The 19,738-nt window shown below is 67.0% G+C and carries 17 protein-coding genes; 7 read left to right on the top strand and 10 right to left on the bottom strand.

The window, feature by feature from the left end:
* Positions 1 to 77: 77 nt before the first annotated feature.
* Positions 78 to 1,445 carry a formimidoylglutamate deiminase gene (locus PKE71_RS03205; RefSeq protein ID WP_271185512.1) on the top strand — a complete coding sequence of 456 codons (1,368 nt, stop codon included), beginning with the start codon at positions 78 to 80 and terminating at the stop codon, positions 1,443 to 1,445.
* The gene (gene hutC / locus PKE71_RS03200; RefSeq protein ID WP_271185511.1) at positions 1,445 to 2,182 is read left to right on the top strand and encodes a histidine utilization repressor; all 738 of its coding nucleotides are present in this window, start codon (positions 1,445 to 1,447) and stop codon (positions 2,180 to 2,182) included. The genes PKE71_RS03205 and hutC overlap by 1 nt, the downstream gene beginning before the upstream one ends.
* A gap of 8 nt (positions 2,183 to 2,190) precedes the next feature.
* Here hutC and PKE71_RS03195 read toward each other — a convergent pair whose 3' ends face one another.
* From PKE71_RS03195 to PKE71_RS03150, 10 genes are all read right to left on the bottom strand, one after another.
* Positions 2,191 to 4,086 carry an SHOCT domain-containing protein gene (locus tag PKE71_RS03195; protein WP_271185510.1) on the bottom strand — a complete coding sequence of 632 codons (1,896 nt, stop codon included), beginning with the start codon at positions 4,084 to 4,086 and terminating at the stop codon, positions 2,191 to 2,193.
* 104 nt (positions 4,087 to 4,190) lie between these two features.
* Positions 4,191 to 5,384 (bottom strand): serine hydrolase domain-containing protein, encoded by a 1,194-nt coding sequence (locus PKE71_RS03190; RefSeq protein ID WP_271185509.1) that lies wholly within the window; start codon positions 5,382 to 5,384, stop codon positions 4,191 to 4,193.
* Between the two features lie 260 nt (positions 5,385 to 5,644).
* Complete coding sequence (locus PKE71_RS03185) at positions 5,645 to 7,639, bottom strand: TonB-dependent receptor (protein WP_271185508.1); 1,995 nt, start codon at positions 7,637 to 7,639, stop codon at positions 5,645 to 5,647.
* 206 nt (positions 7,640 to 7,845) lie between these two features.
* The gene (gene hisIE, locus PKE71_RS03180; RefSeq protein WP_271185507.1) at positions 7,846 to 8,478 is read right to left on the bottom strand and encodes a bifunctional phosphoribosyl-AMP cyclohydrolase/phosphoribosyl-ATP diphosphatase HisIE; all 633 of its coding nucleotides are present in this window, start codon (positions 8,476 to 8,478) and stop codon (positions 7,846 to 7,848) included.
* A complete protein-coding gene (hisF, locus tag PKE71_RS03175) occupies positions 8,475 to 9,242 on the bottom strand; it encodes an imidazole glycerol phosphate synthase subunit HisF (protein ID WP_271185506.1) in 768 nt (255 codons plus the stop codon). Before hisF ends, hisIE begins: the two co-directional genes overlap by 4 nt.
* Entirely contained in the window at positions 9,224 to 9,958 is a 735-nt protein-coding gene (gene hisA / locus PKE71_RS03170; RefSeq protein ID WP_271185505.1) for a 1-(5-phosphoribosyl)-5-[(5-phosphoribosylamino)methylideneamino]imidazole-4-carboxamide isomerase, read from the bottom strand. The genes hisF and hisA overlap by 19 nt, the downstream gene beginning before the upstream one ends.
* Positions 9,955 to 10,554, bottom strand: a complete 600-nt coding sequence (hisH, locus tag PKE71_RS03165; protein WP_271185504.1) for an imidazole glycerol phosphate synthase subunit HisH — start codon at positions 10,552 to 10,554, stop codon at positions 9,955 to 9,957. Before hisH ends, hisA begins: the two co-directional genes overlap by 4 nt.
* On the bottom strand, positions 10,551 to 12,449 hold the full coding sequence (gene hisD / locus PKE71_RS03160; RefSeq protein ID WP_271185503.1) for a histidinol dehydrogenase: 1,899 nt from the start codon (positions 12,447 to 12,449) through the stop codon (positions 10,551 to 10,553). Before hisD ends, hisH begins: the two co-directional genes overlap by 4 nt.
* 8 nt (positions 12,450 to 12,457) lie before the next feature.
* Positions 12,458 to 13,345 (bottom strand): ATP phosphoribosyltransferase, encoded by an 888-nt coding sequence (gene hisG / locus PKE71_RS03155; RefSeq protein WP_271185502.1) that lies wholly within the window; start codon positions 13,343 to 13,345, stop codon positions 12,458 to 12,460.
* Entirely contained in the window at positions 13,342 to 13,659 is a 318-nt protein-coding gene (locus tag PKE71_RS03150) for a YerC/YecD family TrpR-related protein (protein ID WP_271185501.1), read from the bottom strand. Before PKE71_RS03150 ends, hisG begins: the two co-directional genes overlap by 4 nt.
* Positions 13,660 to 13,994: 335 nt before the next feature.
* Between PKE71_RS03150 and PKE71_RS03145 the strand changes: the two genes are divergently transcribed.
* The 5 genes from PKE71_RS03145 (at position 13,995) to adh (ending at position 19,721) form a co-directional block, all read left to right on the top strand.
* The gene (locus PKE71_RS03145) at positions 13,995 to 14,297 is read left to right on the top strand and encodes an ArsR/SmtB family transcription factor (RefSeq protein ID WP_271185500.1); all 303 of its coding nucleotides are present in this window, start codon (positions 13,995 to 13,997) and stop codon (positions 14,295 to 14,297) included.
* 108 nt (positions 14,298 to 14,405) lie between these two features.
* Complete coding sequence (locus PKE71_RS03140) at positions 14,406 to 15,272, top strand: MBL fold metallo-hydrolase (protein ID WP_271185499.1); 867 nt, start codon at positions 14,406 to 14,408, stop codon at positions 15,270 to 15,272.
* Positions 15,262 to 17,016, top strand: a complete 1,755-nt coding sequence (locus PKE71_RS03135; RefSeq protein ID WP_271185498.1) for a SulP family inorganic anion transporter — start codon at positions 15,262 to 15,264, stop codon at positions 17,014 to 17,016. The genes PKE71_RS03140 and PKE71_RS03135 overlap by 11 nt, the downstream gene beginning before the upstream one ends.
* A 104-nt stretch (positions 17,017 to 17,120) precedes the next feature.
* Complete coding sequence (locus PKE71_RS03130; protein ID WP_271185497.1) at positions 17,121 to 18,068, top strand: sigma-54-dependent Fis family transcriptional regulator; 948 nt, start codon at positions 17,121 to 17,123, stop codon at positions 18,066 to 18,068.
* 132 nt (positions 18,069 to 18,200) lie between these two features.
* Entirely contained in the window at positions 18,201 to 19,721 is a 1,521-nt protein-coding gene (adh, locus tag PKE71_RS03125) for an aldehyde dehydrogenase (RefSeq protein WP_271185496.1), read from the top strand.
* The last annotated feature ends 17 nt before the right edge of the window (positions 19,722 to 19,738 follow it).

Genomic DNA, 19,738 nt, shown 5'->3' with positions numbered 1-19,738 from the left:
GGACGGCCTTTGCATGCGGCTAATTGTCTATACAATAAATTCCTCAAACCGAGTCTGTCCAGCGGGGTCATGCCGCCATGGCTGAATTTTACTGCCAGTCCGCCCTTCTGCCCGATGGCTGGGCCGATGGCGTCACCATCCGTGTCGACGACGCCGGCCTGATCGCCGGTATCGACACGGACACACAGCCCGCGAAGGAGGCGGCACGGCTGGGCACAGTCGTGCCGGGTCTCGCCAATCTGCACTCGCACAGCTTCCAGCGCGCCATGGCCGGCCTCACCGAGCGCCGCGGCGAGGGCGAGGACAGTTTCTGGTCCTGGCGGCAATTGATGTACGCTTTCAACGACCGCCTCACCCCCGACCATGTCGAGGCGATTGCCGCCTGGGTGCAGGTGGAGATGCTGGAGAGCGGCTTCACCTCTCTCGGCGAGTTCCACTATCTCCATCACGGTCCCGACGGCACGCCCTATGACGACCGCGCCGAGATGGCCGGACGGGTGTGCGCCGCCGCCGCTTCGACCGGGATCGCCCTCACCCTGCTGCCCGTGTATTACCGCTATGGCGGTTTCAACGCCGCCCCGGCCGGCCATGGCCAGCGCCGCTTTCTCAACGATCCGGACAGCTATGCCGCGCTTGTCGAAGCGGCGCAGGCGCATGTCGCAGCCCTGCCCCATGCCCGGCTGGGCCTGGCGCCGCACTCCCTGCGCGCCGCCCCCGTTAAGGATATTTCTGCCATTCTGCCACTTGTGGAAAACGCCCCGTTCCACATCCATATTGCCGAGCAGACACAAGAGGTTGAGGATTGTATCGCGGCGACGGGACGGCGCCCGGTCGCCCATCTGATGGACCATGTCGCGGTTAATGCCGACTGGTGCCTCGTGCACGCGACCCATATGGACGCCGGCGAAACAACCGCCCTCGCCCGCTCCGGCGCCGTGGCCGGCCTGTGCCCGCTGACCGAGGCCAATCTGGGCGACGGGCTGTTTCCGGCGCGCGATTATCTCGAGGCCGGCGGCCGGATCGGGATCGGCTCGGACAGCCATATCCGCATCGATCTCGCCGAGGAGCTGCGCCTGCTGGAATACGGCGTCCGCCTGACCGCCCGCCGCCGTAATGCGCTCGCCGCGCCTGGCCGCTCGACAGGCCGCACCCTGTTCGAAGCCGCCCTCGCCGGCGGGGCCCGGGCCCTGAAACAGCCCGCCGCCGGTCTCGCCCCCGGGCAGCGCGCCGATTTCGTCGAGCTGGACACCGAAAATCCGCACCTGACGGGACGATCTGCGGATGCTCTGCTGGACAGCTGGATATTCTGCGGCGACAAGGGGTGTGTCCGCTCGGTGCATGTCGGCGGACAGGCGCAGGTGACAGCAGGCCGCGCCCGGGCACGCGAAAGCGCACTGGCCGCCTATCGCACCGCCATTGCGGACCTGCTGCACGGAGGGGGCTGATGCCGCAGATCGAGGCCATCGAACTGGACGGGCGCGGGCCGGTCTACGACCAGATCAAGCGCGCCGTGACCGCGCAGATCCGGTCGGGTGCCTGGAAGCCGGGCGACCGCCTGCCCTCGGAAGCCGATCTCTCGCAATCGCTCGCCACGGCCCGCATGACGGTCAATCGCGCCCTGCGGGAACTGACCGAGGAAGGCCTGCTGGTCCGCCGCCGGCGCGCCGGGACCTTCGTGGCCCAGCCCGACGCGCCCGCCGCCCTGCTGAAAATCGTCGACATGGCCAAGGCCATTCCCGCCCGCGGCCAGGCCTATGGCTATGTCTGCGAGACCGACGACACCGTGCCCGCCTCGCCCGGGATCGCCCGGGCCATGCGCCTGCCGCCCGGCGCGCGTCTGCAGCATGTGGAGTGCCTGCACACGGCGGATGGCGAGATCGTCGAGTTCGAGGAACGCTGGATCAATCTCGCCCTTCTGCCCGGCGCCGCCCAGGCCGGTTTCCACACCGAAGGCCCCGGCGGCTGGCTGCTGCGCGCCGCGCCCTGGACCGAGGCCGAACACACGGTCTCCGCCATCAATGCCGATACGGAGCTGGCCCGCCGTCTCGGCGTCGAGCCCGGCGCGGCCTGCCTCGTGCTGGAGCGCCGCACCTTCCAGGGCCAGGACGTCGTCACCTATGCCCGCCTGACCCATCCCGGCTCGCGCCACTCGATGACCGAACGCTTCAGCCCGCAGGGTTAGACCGGCACTCAATCCCCGCTGGTCAGCGCGCCGAGGATTTCGGACCGCAACCGCGCAAACTCGTCCGCATCGATCATGCCGGCCTCGCGCAATTCCTCCAGCTCGCGCATGCGCTCGACCGTCGAACGCGGCATGGCGGGCGGCGCGGAGGCAGTCTGGACGGGCTGGCGCGCGGCAGCCTGTTCCGCAGCGGCGCCGCTCAGCCTTTCCTGCGGCGACGCGCCGGCCAGATAGGTCGCCAGCCGCCCGTCCGCACCGACAGCGATCCGGTCAGCGGCCTCGCCCAGAGCCAGGGCCAGCCCCTCCATCGCGATCACCGTCATGCTCTCGGAGTGATTGAAACCGAGCCCGCGATACCCGACATCGAACTCCCCGGTCCGGATCGTCGTGTCGAACAGCACCTCGCCCTCGAAACAGGCGGCCACGCCCAGCGCCAGCCGCGAGCGGATATTGGCGCCGAAACGGTGCGCATGTGTGAAGTCGACCCCGGTGACGGTCAGCGTCAGGGGCTGGGCCGCCGGATCGCCCGGCCCCACAGCCGCAACCGGTGCGAAATGCGCCGACAGCAATTGCGGTCCGGTGTCCAGCAGCGCCTTGCCGAAGGCGATATGTGCCGTGCGTCGCGACGCGGCGATAGAGGTCGGACGGCCCGACCAGATCGTGCCCAGCACTTCCGGCGAGAGCACCAGGCTCAAGGCCGCCGGCCGCGGCGTTCCGGCAGGCGGATTCTCCATCTCGGCCACATTGAAACGATAGGCGACATCTGTGATCAGGCCGGGCGAGATCCGGCTTGCCACCATCGTCTCGATCGCGGCCGCATCGACCCCGTGCGCCTCGGCCGCCGCATACAATTCGGTGCGGAAGGCACGAATGCCGGAATTGGCGCGGTCATCGTGCACCTCCCCGTCAAACCCGGCCTGGAAACCCGTCGCCGGGGGACAGGCGAGATGGATGTAGGGCTGCGGCGTGTTCTGCTCGGCCAGCGCGGCACGATAGGCATCGATCACCGCCTGCCGGCGCTCGCGCGCCCGGCGGCGCATATGCTCGGCCTCGACATATTCGTGCAGGTCGAAATAGGTCTGGAGATTCTGCCGCGTGGCGCGGTGGTAGAAATAATTGAACAACCGCCGCGGCTCGGGCTCATAGCCCAGGATCTCGCGCACCATCGCCGGATAGGAGCGGGTGTAGAGCCCGCCCACCCCGCCGCCATTGGAGGTGTAGTCGGTCGCGGTCAGCTCATCCATGAAGGGCTGTTGCATGAAGCGCTCGAACAGCTGCGCCTCGAAGGCCCGCGCCCGGATCTGGGCCTGCGACCCGACCGGCAGCGCATAGCTGGGCATGAAGGCATAGCTGTCATCGTCGATATAGCCGTAGAAGGGCTCGTTCAGCTGGTCGACCATCGGCGCGCGCAAGCGGGTGTATTCCGCTGCGACCTGCTCCTCCACCCAGCGATAGGAGTCGTGGTCGTAAAGCTGGGCAGCCCATTCATCGGTCACCCGGTCGATCTGCTGCGCGGCGCTCTGCACCAGTTCGATATACTGGCCGACGCCGGGCAGGTAGGCCGACAGGATTTCCGGCCCCGCCAGCTGTGCCGCCCCGCGCCAGTCGCGCTCCAGCGCCGCGGCGATGGTCTCGAACACCTTCTCGCCGGTCTCGCGCTCCAGCGCCGATCCGAAGACATGCTCGGTCGCCGCCTCGGCGGCCTCCCACAGCCCGTCCTCGACCGGCGAGCCGGACAGTGCCTTCAGCTCGTTCCACAACTCGTCGTCGGAGCGTTCCGCCGGCGCCGTTGCGGCCGGGACAGCCTGCCCGGCCGTCTGGGCCGCTGTCTGGGCCGAAACCTGATCCAGTCCTGCCGCGCCCAGGCACAGGGCCAGCGCCGTTGTCATCCACAAGCGATCCACGCCATCCCCCTGGCTCTGCCGTCATCGCAGCAGGTTGGGCGCAGCATGGCGCGATGCGCAATAGCACAAACGGACAGGTTGACCGGCGCTCGCCGCCTCTGACCCTACTCCTCCACCGCCGCCATCAGATGGCGGATGAATGCGCCGCGCTGGCCGGCATCGATCCAGCGGACGACGGCGACGATGTCGTGCTCTGGATCGATGAAGATCATGTTCGCGCCGGCACCCAGATAGGCAAAGCTTCCGGCCGGCGCCTCCTCCACGGCGATCGCCGCGCGCTCATCGCCGGGCGTGTTGAGGAAGAAGTTCATATAGCCGTAGGACGGCATCACATCGGTCGGCGTCAGCGAACGCTCATACCAGCTCTCGGACAGCAATTGCTCGCCATCCCAGTTGCCGCGATGGAGACCCAGCAGGCCGAAGCGCGCCTGGTCATAGGCCGAGATCATCATGCCGCCGCCCCAATGGCCGCCGCCGGAGACCGACCACATCTCTTCCCCGCCGATCTCGACATGACTGTTCTCATAGCCATGCCACTCCCAGGTGCCGGACGAGCCGATCGGATCCATGATCCGCTCGGCCAGCACATCCGGCAGCGGACGCTGCCAGACATGCAGTGCAGCCAGCGCCAGAGCATTCACGCGCACATCATTGTATTCCCATGCAGAACCTGGCTCCGGCGGACCCGCAACGAGATCGCGCGCAGGATTGTCGCGCGCCGGACGGTCGGCCCAGGCCGGCTTGCCGAACAGCGTGCCCCACCAGCCCGAAGTCTGGCGCAGCATCTGGTCCCAGGTGATCGGCGCATTGTGATCGGTATGAAAGCGCGAGTCCTCGACCGAGCCGGACACCGGCTCGTCGACGCTGGCGATCAGCCCGTCATCCACTGCCAGCCCCACCGTGTGCGACAGGAAGCTCTTGGAGATCGAGAAAGTCATGTCGACCCGCTCCGGATCGCCCCACTCGGCGACGATATAGCCGTCGCGCAGGATGATCCCCGCCGGGCCACCGCGCGGCCGCAGTTCGCCCACCGGGCTGGAAAAGGGTTCATAGGCCCAGGTCAGCGGCACCATGACGGACAGATCGCGCACATCGACCCCGGTCCAGCCTTCCGGCGGCGCCGTCTCGTTGGCGATGGCAAACTCCACGGCGGCCTGCAGGGCAACGGGGTCCAGCCCCATCTCCGCCGCCTCCCGCCGCTCCCAGTCCGCATCGCCCCGGGGCGGGAAATAGTCCTGGGCGGCAGCCGTGGCCGTGAGGGCCAGCGCGGCTGTGGCGGCGGTCAGAAAGTGTTTCATGCGGTTCTCCCGGTTGGCGACCTGATTGTGCCGGCACACGCCATCCTTCCCCTTGATGGGGAAGGGGGACCGCGCCGAAGGCGTGGTGGATGGGGTGGCGGCGAAGTGTCGGAGGTTTCCAGCAAACCTGTCGGCACCGGGATTCACCCCTTCCGGCCCCTCCTTCGCCAAGGCTACGGAGGGCCCACCTTCCCCATCAAGGGGAAGGATGGCGCGGTATCGCGTGGGTCTGCCTGTGTCGTGTCCGATGCCCCGAAATCCTACCCCGTCACCCGAATACCCACAGTGACATTACGCGGTTCGCCGGGGAAGTAGCGGGCATTGCCGAAGGCGTAGTCGGCGCGGTTGGCGTAGGCTTCGCCGGTGAGATTGCGGATGGCGCCGTAGAGGGTTGTGCGCTCGCTCACGCGGTATTGCGCGCGCAGGGTCAAAAGATCGTGGCCCTCATAGGTGTTGAGGTTGCCGGCATCGGTGAAATACGCGCCGACATGGGTCCATTCCAGCGACACATCCGCCTGCGGCAGGGGCGTCCAGGCCAGGCGGCCGGTCCACAGCCAGCGCGGTGCCGTGTCGACATCATTGCCCTTTGCGATGCCCTCGCTGGCCGCGCTGACGGGGCGGTCGAAGGCATAGGTGTGGCGGGCCCAGGTGCCGGTCAGGCCGGCTTCCAGCGTGCCGGTCAGCGGCCAGGCGATATCGAATTCGACACCGTGATGATCGGTGGCGCCGTCGGTGACGTTGAAACCGTCGGCATCGCGGAAGAAGACATTGGACTTTTCCATAGCAAAAGCCGTGATCTCGATCCGCCCGGCGCCGATATCCTGGCGCCAGCCCAGTTCCGCACTGTCCAGGGTTTCCGGCTCGATCCCGGCAAGCGTCTGGCCAGGCTGCAGCCGGTAGAGTTCGGCGGTCTGCGGCGCCCTCACCCCGCGTGCAACACGACCGAATAGTGAGGCATTTTCCGTAACTTCAAACAGAAATCCGAAGTCCGGTGCGAAGGTGGAAAAATCATCGCTGCGGTCGGCCAGGCGCAGATAGCGGCCCACCGATCCGTCCGGCAGACGGTTGTCGTAGTCAAAGCGCGTCGCCTCCCAGCGGGCGCCGGCGATCAGGCTCAGCCGCTCGCTCGCCTGCCAGCGGGTCCGGGCATAGAGCGCGGCCACCCGGGCGTCGACCGCATAGTCGTAATGATCGCCCTGGACGAAAGAGAAGCGGGTCGGGTTTTCCTGCGTTTCCGACAGCCAGCCGCGCGTCCATTCCAGATCGCTGCCCAGTGTGATCCGCCAGGCACCGCGCTCGCGATACAGCGCGCCCTGCACGCCCGCCGAACGGTGCCCGCTTTCCTCCAGAGGATCGGTCGGGAAGAAATGCATGCGAAAATCCATCGCATTGGCCCGCCAGTAGGGCGTCAGCGACCAGGTCCAGCCCTCCGGCGCCTGACCGCGCAGGGCCAGGCTCATCCGGCCGGCGAGGGCATCGCGGAAGGCTTCCGGATCGCCATTGGCCCGCGCCACGGCGCGGTCGCGATAATCCGCGGCATAACCGGCCGTCTCCTGATTCAGCTGCACCAGGGCGGCGGTAAAGCGCCAGTCGATGCCGCGCGCCTCGCCATCGGCCCGCACCAGGGCACGCACATGATCGAGACCGGCCGCCTCGCGCCAGCCATCCTCGTGACGGGCGGACACCGCGATGAGCGAGGACACCGTCTCGCCCGGCCGCGCCAGCACGACCTCGCCGCGATAGCGCCCGAAACGGCCCGCCTCGGCGACGAGACGCGAAGGCGTTGCGGCCGGGTCGGGCGTGCGTGTATTCACCAGACCGTGCAGGGCGTTGGAGCCGTAGAGCGACGGACCGGGACCGCGCAGCACTTCCACCGCACCGGCGAGCGGACCAATATCCTCGAACAGCCCGTTCACATTGGCAAAGCCCGGTGCGCGCAGGGCAATCCCGTCTTCCAGATAGAGAAAACCGCCCGCCCCGGCCCCGCCCGTCAGCACGGGCGAGCGGATCGCCGTGAGATGTTCCGCGCCATTGCCGCGATGAATGAAGACCCCGGCTTCCCGGTTGAGCAGTTCGGCCGGATGCTGCGCGGCAATCTCCGCGATCTCCGCCGCGCCGATCACGCCGAGCGACAGTGCCGCCGCGTCCCGCACCTCGCCGGCCCGGTCGCCGGTGACGACGATCACGTCCTGGGCGCTGGCGGGCACCGCTATGCCGATTGCAACGATCAGCGCAACAAGCCCGGTTCTGGCCATTTCACGCCTCCCCAAAGGTCAGACCCAAGGCTTCCCCTGCGTGAGCGGGGGAAGTGGCCGAGCCCGGCCTTTTGGGCCGGGTGAGGTCGAAGGGGGTGAGTCACAGGTGCGCGCTGGCACGCTCTGCGCCGCTTCGCGCCGCCCCCTCAGTCCGCTGTCGCGGACAGCTCCCCCGCAGGCGGGGTGAGCCCTTCCCGTCGCCCCGATCAGCTCCGCCCCGTCTTTTCCGCGCGCACGGCGTGGCGCTTGCGCAGCACGCCGACGACATCCTCGAGCGAGAGGTCGCGGCTTTCCAGCAGCACCATGAGATGGAAGAGCAGGTCGGCGGCCTCGGCCTTCAGTGCCGCCTTGCTTTCCGACACCGCGGCCATGGCCACTTCCACACCCTCTTCGCCGACCTTCTGGGCCGGGCGTTTCGGCGCCCGCGCCATCAGCCCGCCGACATAGGAGCCCTTGGGATTGTCCTTCTTGCGCTTGCGGATGATCGCGCGCAGATGCGCCAGGAAGCCCAGGCCCGGGGCCAGATCGTCGCCGAAACAGCTCACCGTGCCGGTGTGGCAGGCCGGGCCTTTCGGCTTCACCTCGACCAGCAGCGTGTCCTTGTCGCAATCGGCGGCAATCGAGATCAGCTTGAATGTGTGGCCCGAAGTCTCGCCCTTCTTCCACAGGCGCTGCTTGGAGCGCGAGAAGAAATGCACCTTGCCGGTCTCGACCGTCTTCGCCAGCGCCTCTTCATTCATATAGCCCAGCATGAGGACCTGGCGCGTGGCATGATCCTGGACAATGGCCGGAATAAGCCCGTCGGACTTCTGCCAGTCCAGGGAGTTCGCTTCAATCATGGTCTGACCCTGATTCCCTCGGCGGCAAGATAGGCTTTCAGATCGCCTATCTCCATGACCCCTTTGTGAAATACGCTGGCCGCCAGCGCGCCGTCGACATTGGCCAATTCGAACACGGATTTGAAGTGTTCTTTTCGGCCGGCCCCGCCCGACGCGATCAGGGGGGTCGAACAGATCGCCCTCACAGCAGCGAGCTGCTCGATATCATAACCGTCGCGAACGCCATCCATGTCCATGCAGTTGAGCACGACCTCGCCGGCACCGCGGTCGAGGCCCTCGGCGATCCAGTCCAGCGTACGGCGTTCGTCGGTGCGGGTCTTGTCCGGATCGCCGGTATACCGGTGCACCCGCCATTCGCCCTCGATCTTGCGGCTGTCCACGCCGAGAACGACACACTGGCTGCCGAATTCGTGCGCCAGGCGGTCGATCAGGTCCGGGCTTTCCAGCGCCGGGGAGTTGATCGAGATCTTGTCGGCCCCGGCGAACAGGCGCGCGCGGGCATCGTCGACACTGCGGATCCCCCCGGCGACGCAGAAGGGAATGTCGATCTCCCGCGCTACCCGGCTCACCCATTCCGGCTCCACGGTGGCTCCGCGGGCCGAGGCTGCGATGTCGTAGAAGACCAGCTCGTCGGCGCCGGCGGCGGAATAGCGGCGGGCCAGATCGACGATCGCGCCGACATCCTCGTGGTCGCGGAATTTCACGCCCTTGACGACGCGGCCATCGCGGACATCGAGGCAGGGGATTATCCGTCTTGCGAGCATATCAACGCCTCCGCAAGAGAAAACCGGCCTTCATACAAGGCCTTGCCGGAAATCGCCCCGGCAACACCCGCATCCCGCACCGCCGTGATATCCTCCAGGGATGAAATGCCACCGGAGGCCTGCCAGGCAATGTCAGGAAATTGAGCACTTATGTAGCAGTAAAGTCCCACATTCGGGCCAGAAAGGTCACCGTCACGTCCGATGTCCGTGACAAGTGCGTGGCGCAATTTCGCCCCGTCATACGCCCTGACGACATCGTCCAGCGTGGTGTCCGCCAGGTCCGTCCAGCCCTTCAGGGCCAGGCGATACTGCCCCCCGACCGCCCGCACATCCAGCGCCAGCGTGATGTGTTCGCTGCCATAGCGGGCCAGCCATCCGGACACTTTTTCCGGCTCCGTCACTGCCAGCGACCCGACGATCACCCGCTCGACATCCATCGCCAGGAGATCTTCCACATCCTCGGACGAACGCACCCCGCCGCCGGTCTGCACCCGCAATCCCGTGCGGCAGATATCGCGGATCGTATCGCTCTGCCGGCGCCGGCCGTCGCGGGCGCCGGACAGGTCGACGACATGGATCCAGCTGGCGCCGGCCTCGCCGAACTTTTCGGCCACGGCAACGGGGTCGTCGCCATAATCCGTGACGGCGTCGAATTCACCCTTGTGCAGCCGCACCACGCGGCCGTCGAGAAGGTCGATGGCTGGATAGAGGATCACGCCTTGATACCCGCAAAGTTGGAAAGGATACGCGCGCCCACGGCTCCGGAGCGCTCGGGATGGAATTGACAGCCGGAGACCTGCCCCTGACGCACAATCGCCGAGACCGGAACGCCGTAGTCGCACTGGGCCTGCGTCACCCGGCCGGCGGAAACGTAGTAGCCGTGCACGAAATAGGCATGGGATCCGGCCGAAATGCCGGTCAGCAACGGTTCCCCGACGGCGAACCCCTCAAGCGCATTCCAGCCCATGTGCGGCCAGACCAGCCCGTCCGGCCGTGGCAGGCGTTCGACCCGGCCCGGCAGCAGTCCGAGCCCGTCGACATCGCCCTCGGCCGAGTGTTCGAACAGGAGCTGCATGCCCAGGCATATACCCATCAGCGGCCGGCCGTCCTGCGGCAGCGTCTCGCTCCAGCCGCGCGCCTTGAGACGCTCCATGGCCGGTCCTGCCGCGCCGACACCGGGCAGGATGATGCGGTCGCAGTCCGCCGCACCGGCCGGTTCGGTGACCACGTCATGGTCCAACCCCGCCCGCTCCAGTGCAAACCGCACCGAGGCGATATTGGCACAGCCGGTATCGATCAGGGCGATGGTCATGCCAGCATTCCCTTGGTCGACGGCAGCGCATCGCCCTCGACCCGCACGGCCTTGCGCAGGGCGCGGCCGAAAGCCTTGAAACAGGCCTCGACCATGTGGTGGGCATTCTCGCCCTCGACTTTCACATGGATCGCCGCACCCAGGCTCTCCGCGATGGAGCGGAAGGCGTGCGCCGTCATCTCGACCGGGAATTCGCCAACGGTCTCGCCGGGGATCTCGCCCTCGAATTTGGCAAACGGCCGCCCTGAAAGATCGATCCAGACCGCAGCCCGCGTCTCGTCCATCGGCAGTTCGAACCCGAAGCGGGCAAGACCGCGCTTGTCCCGCAACGCCTCGCGCAAGGCCTCGCCGAACGTCAGGCAGACATCCTCGATCGTGTGGTGGGCATCGATGTGAAGATCGCCCTCCACCGCCACGTCCAGCGCGATCCCGCCATGACGGGCGACCTGTTCGAGCATGTGATCGAAATAACCCACACCGGTCGCAATCCGGCTGGGCCCGTCGCGATCGAGATTGACGGTCACGGTGACATCCGTCTCGGCTGTCTTGCGGCGTTTCGTGCCAGCGCGCGGACCGCCGGCCGCAGCCACACCCGGCTGGGCCCCGGCCCGTTCACGGCGCAGACGCATCGCTGTCGCGTGAGCCTCCAGCCCTTCCAGCGCTGCCAGACGCTCGACGGCGGGCGCCATCGCCGCCGCGCCCTCGGCCGTGGCACGCAGGATGGTCGTGGTCTTCTGGAAGGCCTCGACCGTCACGCCGCCATAGGCGCGCGCAGCTCCACTGGTCGGCAGGGTGTGATTGGGACCGGCGGCATAGTCTCCGGCCGCTTCCGGCGTGAAGGCACCGACAAAGATCGAACCGGCATGCCGCACCAGGCCGACCAGCCGCTCGGCCGCATCGGCCTGCAGGATCAGGTGTTCCGGTGCGTAGACATTGGCCACCTCGGCCGCCTCTTCCAGCGTGTCGCAGATCACCGTGCAGGAGCTTGCCAGCGCCGCCCGCGCGATTTCCGCCCGGGGCAATTGCGCCAGCTGGGCTTCGGTCGCCGCGATTACACGGTCGCGGGTCGCGCTATCGAAACACACCAGAACCACCTGGGCGGAGGGATCGTGCTCGGCCTGGCTGAGCAGGTCGCTGGCGACCAGTTCAGCGTCGGCGCGGTCGTCGGCAATCACCATCACCTCGCTCGGTCCGGCCGGCAGGTCGATCGCCGGCCCGCCCGGCAGTCCGGCGACATAGGATTTGGCAGCGGCCACATAGGCATTGCCGGGCCCGAAAATCTTGTCGGCGCGCGGCAAGCCTGCCGCACCCGTCGCCAGGGCGGCAATCGCCTGGGCCCCGCCGATCGCATAGACCTCGTCAATGCCGAGAATCTCCGCGGTGGCCAGAAGCGCCGGGTTCACCCCGCCCTCACCGGCCGGCGGCGCCACGACGACAATCCGCGGCACACCGGCCAGCTGGGCCGGCACAGCCAGCATGATCAGCGTCGAGACGAGCGGCGCACTGCCGGCGGGCACGTAAAGTGCCGCCACATCGACCGGCGTCGCCCGGCGCGAGGCCATGACACCAGGCCAGGTCTCGACGGAATAACCCGAATAACCCTGGCGGACGTGGAACCGCCGCACAGCGTCCGCAGCCGCTTTGACGGCTTCGATGTCGGCCGGGTCCATACCCTTTCGCGCTTCGCGCAGCGCTTCGGCCAGCACACGGAAATCGTCCGGCGCGTGGCCATCCAGACGGGCTGCGTAGGCGCGGACCGCCTCGTCGCCGCGCGCCCGCACGGCATCGACGATCTCGCGGGCCGCCGCGTCGGCGGTGCCGGTTTCGACCGGACGCGCCAGCGCCCGACGCCGTTGTGCCTCTGTGGCGTCTTTCCAGATCAGCGTGTCGAGCATGACGAACCTCAGGCGAGCATTTTCTCGATGGGCAGGACGAGGATGGCGCGCGCGCCCTCCGCTTCGAGCGCTTCCAGGGTTTCCCAGAACACCCGCTCGCGGCAGACCGCATGCATGGCCACGACATCGTCCCGGCCAGCGACCCGGGCGATGGTCGGCGCGTCGGCGCCCGGCAGGAGGTTGCGGATCGCTTCGAGCCTGTCCTTGGGCGCGTTGAGCATGATGTATTTGGTCTGCGAGCTGGCGATCACACCCTCGGCCCGGCGCATCAGCACGTTCGCCACCGCGTCGGTCCGGGGATCCCGGCCCGTGCTGCGCCGGATGAGAACGGCCTCGCTCTCCAGCACCGTCTCGAAGGCCGCCAGCCCGTTGGCCTGCAACGTCGCGCCGGAGGAGACAAGGTCGCAGATCGCATCGGCGATGCGCAGGCGGGGTGCCACTTCCACCGAGCCACGCATCTCGACGATTTCCGCCTCGATCCCCCGCTCGCGCAGATACTGTGCCGTCAGCGCCGGATAGGAGGTCGCGACCGCCTTGCCCGCCAGATCGGCAGACGAGCGGATGTCTCCGCCCTGGGCGGCTGCCAGTTTCAGCGTGCAGCCGGCGAACCCCAGGCGCAGCGCCACATCCAGCTCGCGGGCCCGGCCGCCGGCGGCCTGTTCCTCGCGCAGCACATTCTCGCCGACAATGCCGTAATCGCAGGCACCGGACGCCACGAAGTTGGGGATGTCATCATCGCGCACCAGCATCAGATCGACCGGCATGTTCTCGGCACGCTGGTGCAGCTTGTCCCGGCCATAGGCGAAACGAAGGCCGCAGCGCTTCAACAGGTCCATACCGCCCTCGGCGAGGCGGCCCTTGCTTTGAACGGCGATACGCAGACGCGGGGAGGTCACGATTTCGGCTCCTTGAGGCGGTCGAGAATGGTGCGGTAGCCCTGCCAGGGCTCCTGGCTGAGGAAACGGGCGACCCGGGTCACCGTCGTGGTGGAGGCGCCGGTCATTTCGGCAATCTCGCGATAGGAATGACCGCCCTCGTCCAGCAACCGCGCCACGCGCCAGCGTTCCACCAGCGTGCGGATCTCGCCCGGTGTCAGCAGGTCACGCAGGAAGCGGTCGGCCTCGCGCTCATCACGCAGGGCCAGCAGCGCCTCGCAAAGCGGCGCCAGATCCGGCGCCGAAGCGCGCGTGTTTTCAGACAGGTCGTCCATGGGTCCGGTCTCCTTGAGGGCCGATATAGCGTATTAGCGCGCTAACACAATAGCCCATTTCAGTTGATGGGCAGCTCGACGCAAGCCGCTTCTTCAATACGGCCAATACCTCGTCATCCCACGGTCACTGCGTCAGCAGGGATCCGGGGGACCTCCGCCAACCTGGCGAAGAGCCCGGTCATGACGTCGCGAAGCCAATGTCCAGCAGGAGGGTTGAGGTCCCCCGGACAAGCCGGCGGATGACGGTGTTTGGAGATGAACCTACTCCGGCCCCTTCCCCCACACCCCGCAATCACCTACACACCCCTGTAGCTACAAACTCCTGCAGGCACACCATGCAATACGACGACATGCGGCCGGTCGCCGAGGAGGTGTCCGAGATCATGAAGACCCTCGCCCACCCCAATCGTCTTCTCGCCATGTGCGCCATGGTGGAAAAGGAGCGATCGGTCGGCGAACTCGCCGAGGCGCTGGACATGCGGGCCCAGGCGATGTCGCAGCAATTGGCAATCCTGCGCAACAAGGGGCTGGTGCGGACGCGGCGCGACGGACAGACCATCTACTACGCCCTCGCCGACACGCGGCTGGAACACCTGATATCCACCCTCTACGACACCTATTGCCGGCCCGCCGGATAGGCTAGACAGTCGCCGCCTGCGACCGCGCGCCGCATAGCTTCATATTTGCATGAATATGCACATAACCTATATCGAGTCCGAGTAATCCGCCAGGAGCCCGCCACCATCATGACCCAGCTTGCCGTAAAGTCCTTCTTCGACCCGGATACTTTCACGATCTCCTATGTCGTGTCGGATCCCGAGACGGACCGCGCGGCGATCATCGACAGCGTGCTGGATTTCGATCAGGCCTCCGGCCGTACGGCGACCCATTCGGCGAACGCGATCATCGAGTATGTGAAAGCAGCGGGCCTGACGGTCGACTGGATCCTGGAAACCCATGTCCATGCCGATCACCTGTCAGCGGCGCCCTATATCCAGAGCCGGCTGGGTGGAAAGATCGGCATCGGCGGTCATGTGACGGACGTGCAGAAAGTGTTCGGCGACCTGTTCGATGCCGGTCCGGATTTCGCCCGCGACGGCTCGCAGTTCGGCCATCTCTTCCAGGACGGCGAGCGCTTCTCGATCGGCAATATCGAGGCCGAGGCCATCCACACGCCAGGCCACACCCCCGCCTGCATGGTCTATCATATCGGCGACGCCGCCTTTGTCGGCGACACGCTGTTCATGCCGGACTTCGGTACCGCGCGCTGCGACTTCCCGGGCGGCGATGCGCGCCAGCTCTACCACTCTGTGCAGAAGATCTACGCCCTGCCCGACGAGACCCGTCTTTTCATGTGCCACGACTACAAGGCGCCGGGCCGTGACTTCTTCGCCTGGGAGACCACGGTCGCCGAGGAAAAGGCCGGCAATATCCATCTCAATGCCCGGACCAGCGAAGACGAGTTCGTGGCCTGGCGGACCGAGCGCGATGCCACGCTGGACATGCCCCGTCTGATCCTGCCCTCGGTGCAGATCAATATGCGTGCCGGCAATCTGCCCGAACCGGCCGCCAACGGCCTACGCTACCTCAAACTGCCGATCGATGCGGTCTGACACACTCCTCGATCGCGCTGCCCGTTTCCTGCCGGGGCTCGGCTGGCTGAAAACCTATGACCGCGCGACGCTGGGCGCCGACGCGCTGGCGAGCGTGGTCACCGCAATCCTGCTGATCCCGCAGAGCCTCGCCTATGCGCTGCTGGCGGGGCTTCCGCCGCAGGCAGGCCTCTACGCGTCCATCGCTCCGCTGATCGCCTATGCCCTGTTCGGCTCCAGCCGCGTCCTGGCGGTCGGCCCTGTCGCCGTCGTTTCACTGATGACGGCAGCGGCTGTCGGCTCGCTCGGTCTGGACAATCCCGCCGACCAGATAGCGGCGGCCGGAGCGCTGGCCCTGCTGTCGAGCCTCTTTCTTCTTCTGTTCGGCGTGTTCCGCCTCGGCAGTGTCGCCAATTTCCTCAGCCGGCCGGTGGTCGATGCCTTCATCACCGCGTCGACCGTGCTGATCATCGCCAGTCAACTGCGCCATATGCTGGGGATCGACATGCATGGCGCGACCCTGCCCGAGCTGGCGATGACCTTTGTCCAGGGCCTTGCCGGTTTTGACGGGATCGCTCTTCTTGTGGGCGGTGCCAGCCTGGCTTTCCTGCTGATGACGCGGGGCGTCCTGCCGGCCCTCCTGCAGCGCATCGGTCTCGGCAAGGCCCTCAGCGACAGCCTGGTGCGCGCTGCACCTGCGGCTCTGGTCGCCGCGGCGACAATCGCGGCATGGACGCTGCACCTCAACGAGCAGACCGGCCTCGCGATTGTCGGCAGCCTGCCCTCCGGCCTGCCGCCCCTGCAATTCCCGACTGTCGATCTCCAGACCTGGCGCGCCCTGCTCGGACCGGCGGCCCTGATCTCCCTGATCGGGTTTGTCGAGAGCGTCTCGGTGGGCCAGTCACTGGCTGCCAAGCATCGCGAACACATCCAGCCCAATCGCGAACTTTTCGGCCTGGGCGCAGCCAATGCCGCGGCGGCGCTGACCGGCGGCTATCCGGTGACGGGCGGCTTCGCACGCTCGGTCGTCAACGAGACTGCCGGTGCCCGCACACCCTATGCCGGCGTTTTTACAGCGCTGCTCATCCTGCTCGTCGCAGCCTTCCTGACCCCGGCTTTCCATCACCTGCCCAAGGCCACGCTGGCCGCAACCATCCTGGCGGCCATCTGGAAGCTCGCGGACTTCAAGGGCGCCTGGCACGCCTGGACCTACTCCCGGTCCGACGGCGCGGCAGCCTTCCTGACCCTGTTCGGCGTGCTCTTCCTGGGTATCGAGTTCGGCCTGACGCTGGGCGTTGCCGTCTCGGTCGGACTGGTGCTCCAGCGCACGATGCGGCCGCACTGGGCGCGGCTGGGACAGGTGCCGGGCACGCACCATTTCCGCAATGTCGACCGGCATGACGTGATCGTCTCGCCGCATGTGGTCTCGCTGCGGGTCGACAGCGCGCTCTACTTCGCCAATGCGCGCTTCCTGGAAGAGCTGATCGCGCGGATCGCAGCCGGCGAGCCGGAGATGACCGATCTCGTCCTGATGTGCCCGGCGGTGAATTTCGTCGATGCGAGTGCGCTCGGCAGCCTGCGCACCATCAATGCCCGGCTTCAGGAGGCGGGCATTCGCCTGCACCTGTCAGAGGTGAAAGGCCCCGTGGCCGACGGGCTGATCAAGGCCGGCCTGTTCGACGAATTGTCCGGCCAGGTCTTCCTGTCCCACTACGCCGCCCTGCGCACCCTCGACCCGGCGACCACGCTGCGCGCCGAAGGCTGAACATAAACGATGACGCCCCGCCGTTTTGACGCGGCGCGGTTTCGTGTCAGTCTTCGTGTAACGCGGCTCGCAAAGACCGCGACCAACTTCACCGGGGAGCGCCCGTGCAGGCCAGGCACGCCGATCTTGTCTTCAGCACCGCCAGCAGCGACAGCGCCGTTGCGCGGTCCTTCGTGGCAGCATCCTGGTCGCGCTCGCTCAATTACCACCACCTCGACCCGGACACTCCGCAAGCGCCCGAACGGCTCACCGGCCGGGAACTCGATCAGGCGCGCGAGCAGGCCGGCCGGCTTCTGTCGATCGCCCGGCCGGCGATGACGCGGCTCCTGCAGACGGTCGGCGACAGCGGGTGCTGTGTTCTTCTCACCGATGCCGACGGCGTGGTGCTGGAACGGCAGGGATCGCCATCGCACGACCCCGCCTTCAACCGGTGGGGTCTGTGGACCGGCGCGGTGTGGAGCGAAGCGAGCGAAGGCACAAACGGGATCGGCACCTGCCTGGTGGAAAAGCGCGCCGTGACCATCCATCGCGACCAGCATTTTCACAGCCGCAATACCGGGATGAGCTGTATGGACGCGCCGATCTTCGACGAGCGCGGACGGCTGGCCGGTGCGCTGGACGTCTCGTCCTGCCGGCGGGACATGAATGAAAGCCTCACCGGTCTGATCGGGAATATCGTCACGGAAGCGGCACGGCGGATCGAGGCGGAACATTTCAGCGCCGCCTTTTCCGGTCACCGCATCCTGGTCGCCCCCGGCGACAGCGCCCGGGGCCCGGCCCTGCTGGCTGTCGACAGCGATGATCTCGTCGTCGGCGCTACGCGCGCGGCGCGGCAGGGGCTGGGTCTGGACGATGCCAGCCTGGCATCGCCACGGCCCGCGGCGGACCTGCTTTCGGCCGGCTCTGTAATGCCCGGTTTCGATGCTGCAGAGCGCAGCGAGATTCGCCGGGCCCTGGCCCGCAATAACGGCAATGCCAGCGCGACAGCCCGCGAGCTGGGGATCGGCCGCGCCACGCTTTACCGCCGCATGAAGCGCCTCGGTATCGAATAGCACCGCCGGACTGTCTCACCAGCGAGACAGTCCGGCATTCCGCTCGCCGCGACGGGGCAGACAGTCGCACACCCGGCTACGCAGACTTTCTCCCAGAGGCCCGCAAAGGGCTCGTTTCCATGGGAGGAAGACATGAACGTCATCACACAGATCGACCGCGACACCCGTGCGCCCTTCACGGCGCGCTATGACAATTTCATCGGCGGCAGCTGGCGCGCCCCCGCTGCCGGCCGCTACTTCACCAACACCTCGCCGATCAATGGCCGGCCGATCTGCGAGATCGCCCGCTCGGACGCGCAGGATGTCGAGGCCGCACTCGACGCCGCCCACGCCGCCAGGGATGCCTGGGGCCACACAGCCGTCGCCGAGCGCGCCGCCGCGCTCTACGCCATCGCCGACCGGATGGAAGCCAATCTCGAGAGGCTGGCGACGGCGGAAACCTGGGACAATGGCAAGCCGATCCGCGAGACCATGGCGGCGGACATTCCGCTCGCGATCGACCATTTCCGCTATTTCGCCGGCTGCATCCGGGCCCAGGAAGGCTCGCTCGCCGAGATCGATGCCGACACGGTGGCCTACCACTTCCATGAACCGCTGGGCGTGGTCGGCCAGATCATTCCCTGGAACTTCCCGCTGCTGATGGCGGCCTGGAAGCTGGCCCCGGCCCTGGCGGCCGGCAATTGCGTGGTGCTGAAACCGGCCGAGCAAACGCCGGCCAGCATCCTGGTCTGGGCCGAGCTGATCGGCGATCTGCTGCCGCCGGGCGTGCTGAACATCGTTTCCGGTTTCGGTCTGGAAGCCGGCAAGCCCCTCGCTTCCTCCAGCCGGATCGCGAAGATCGCCTTCACGGGCGAGACCACGACCGGGCGTCTGATCATGCAATACGCCTCGGAAAACCTGATCCCGGTGACGCTGGAACTGGGCGGCAAGTCGCCCAACATCTTCTTCAAGGACGTGGCCGACGCCGATGACGACTTCTTCGACAAGGCGATCGAGGGCTTTGCCATGTTCGCACTGAACCAGGGCGAGGTGTGCACCTGTCCGTCGCGCGCGCTGATCCATGAGGACATCTATGAGCGCTTCATGGAGCGGGCGCTGCAGCGCGTTGCCGCCATCAAGCAGGGCAATCCGCTGGACCCGGAAACCATGATCGGTGCCCAGGCATCCTCGGAGCAGAAGGAAAAGATCCTCGCCTATCTCGATATCGGCCGCCAGGAAGGCGCCGAAGTGCTGATCGGCGGCGGTGAAGGCCAGGTCGGCGACGACCTTGCCGGCGGACACTATGTCCAGCCCACCGTGCTGAAGGGTCACAACCGGATGCGGGTCTTCCAGGAGGAGATTTTCGGTCCCGTTGTGGCCGTGACGACCTTCAAGGACGAGGCCGAGGCCCTGGCGATCGCCAATGACACGCTCTACGGCCTGGGGGCCGGTGTGTGGAGCCGCAGCGCCAATACCTGCTACCGCTTTGGCCGCGGCATCCAGGCCGGACGGGTCTGGACCAATTGCTATCATGCCTACCCGGCCCATGCGGCGTTCGGCGGCTACAAGCAATCGGGCGTGGGCCGGGAGACCCACAAGATGATGCTGGACCACTATCAGCAGACCAAGAACATGCTGGTCAGCTACAGCGCGAAAAAGCTGGGCTTCTTCTGATCACCGCCCCGTGGCGG

The sequence above is a fragment of the Maricaulis virginensis genome, assembly GCF_027922185.1.
GTDB classification, from domain to species: Bacteria; Pseudomonadota; Alphaproteobacteria; order Caulobacterales; family Maricaulaceae; genus Maricaulis; species Maricaulis virginensis.
This window is presented reverse-complemented; position numbering and strand designations above follow the sequence as displayed.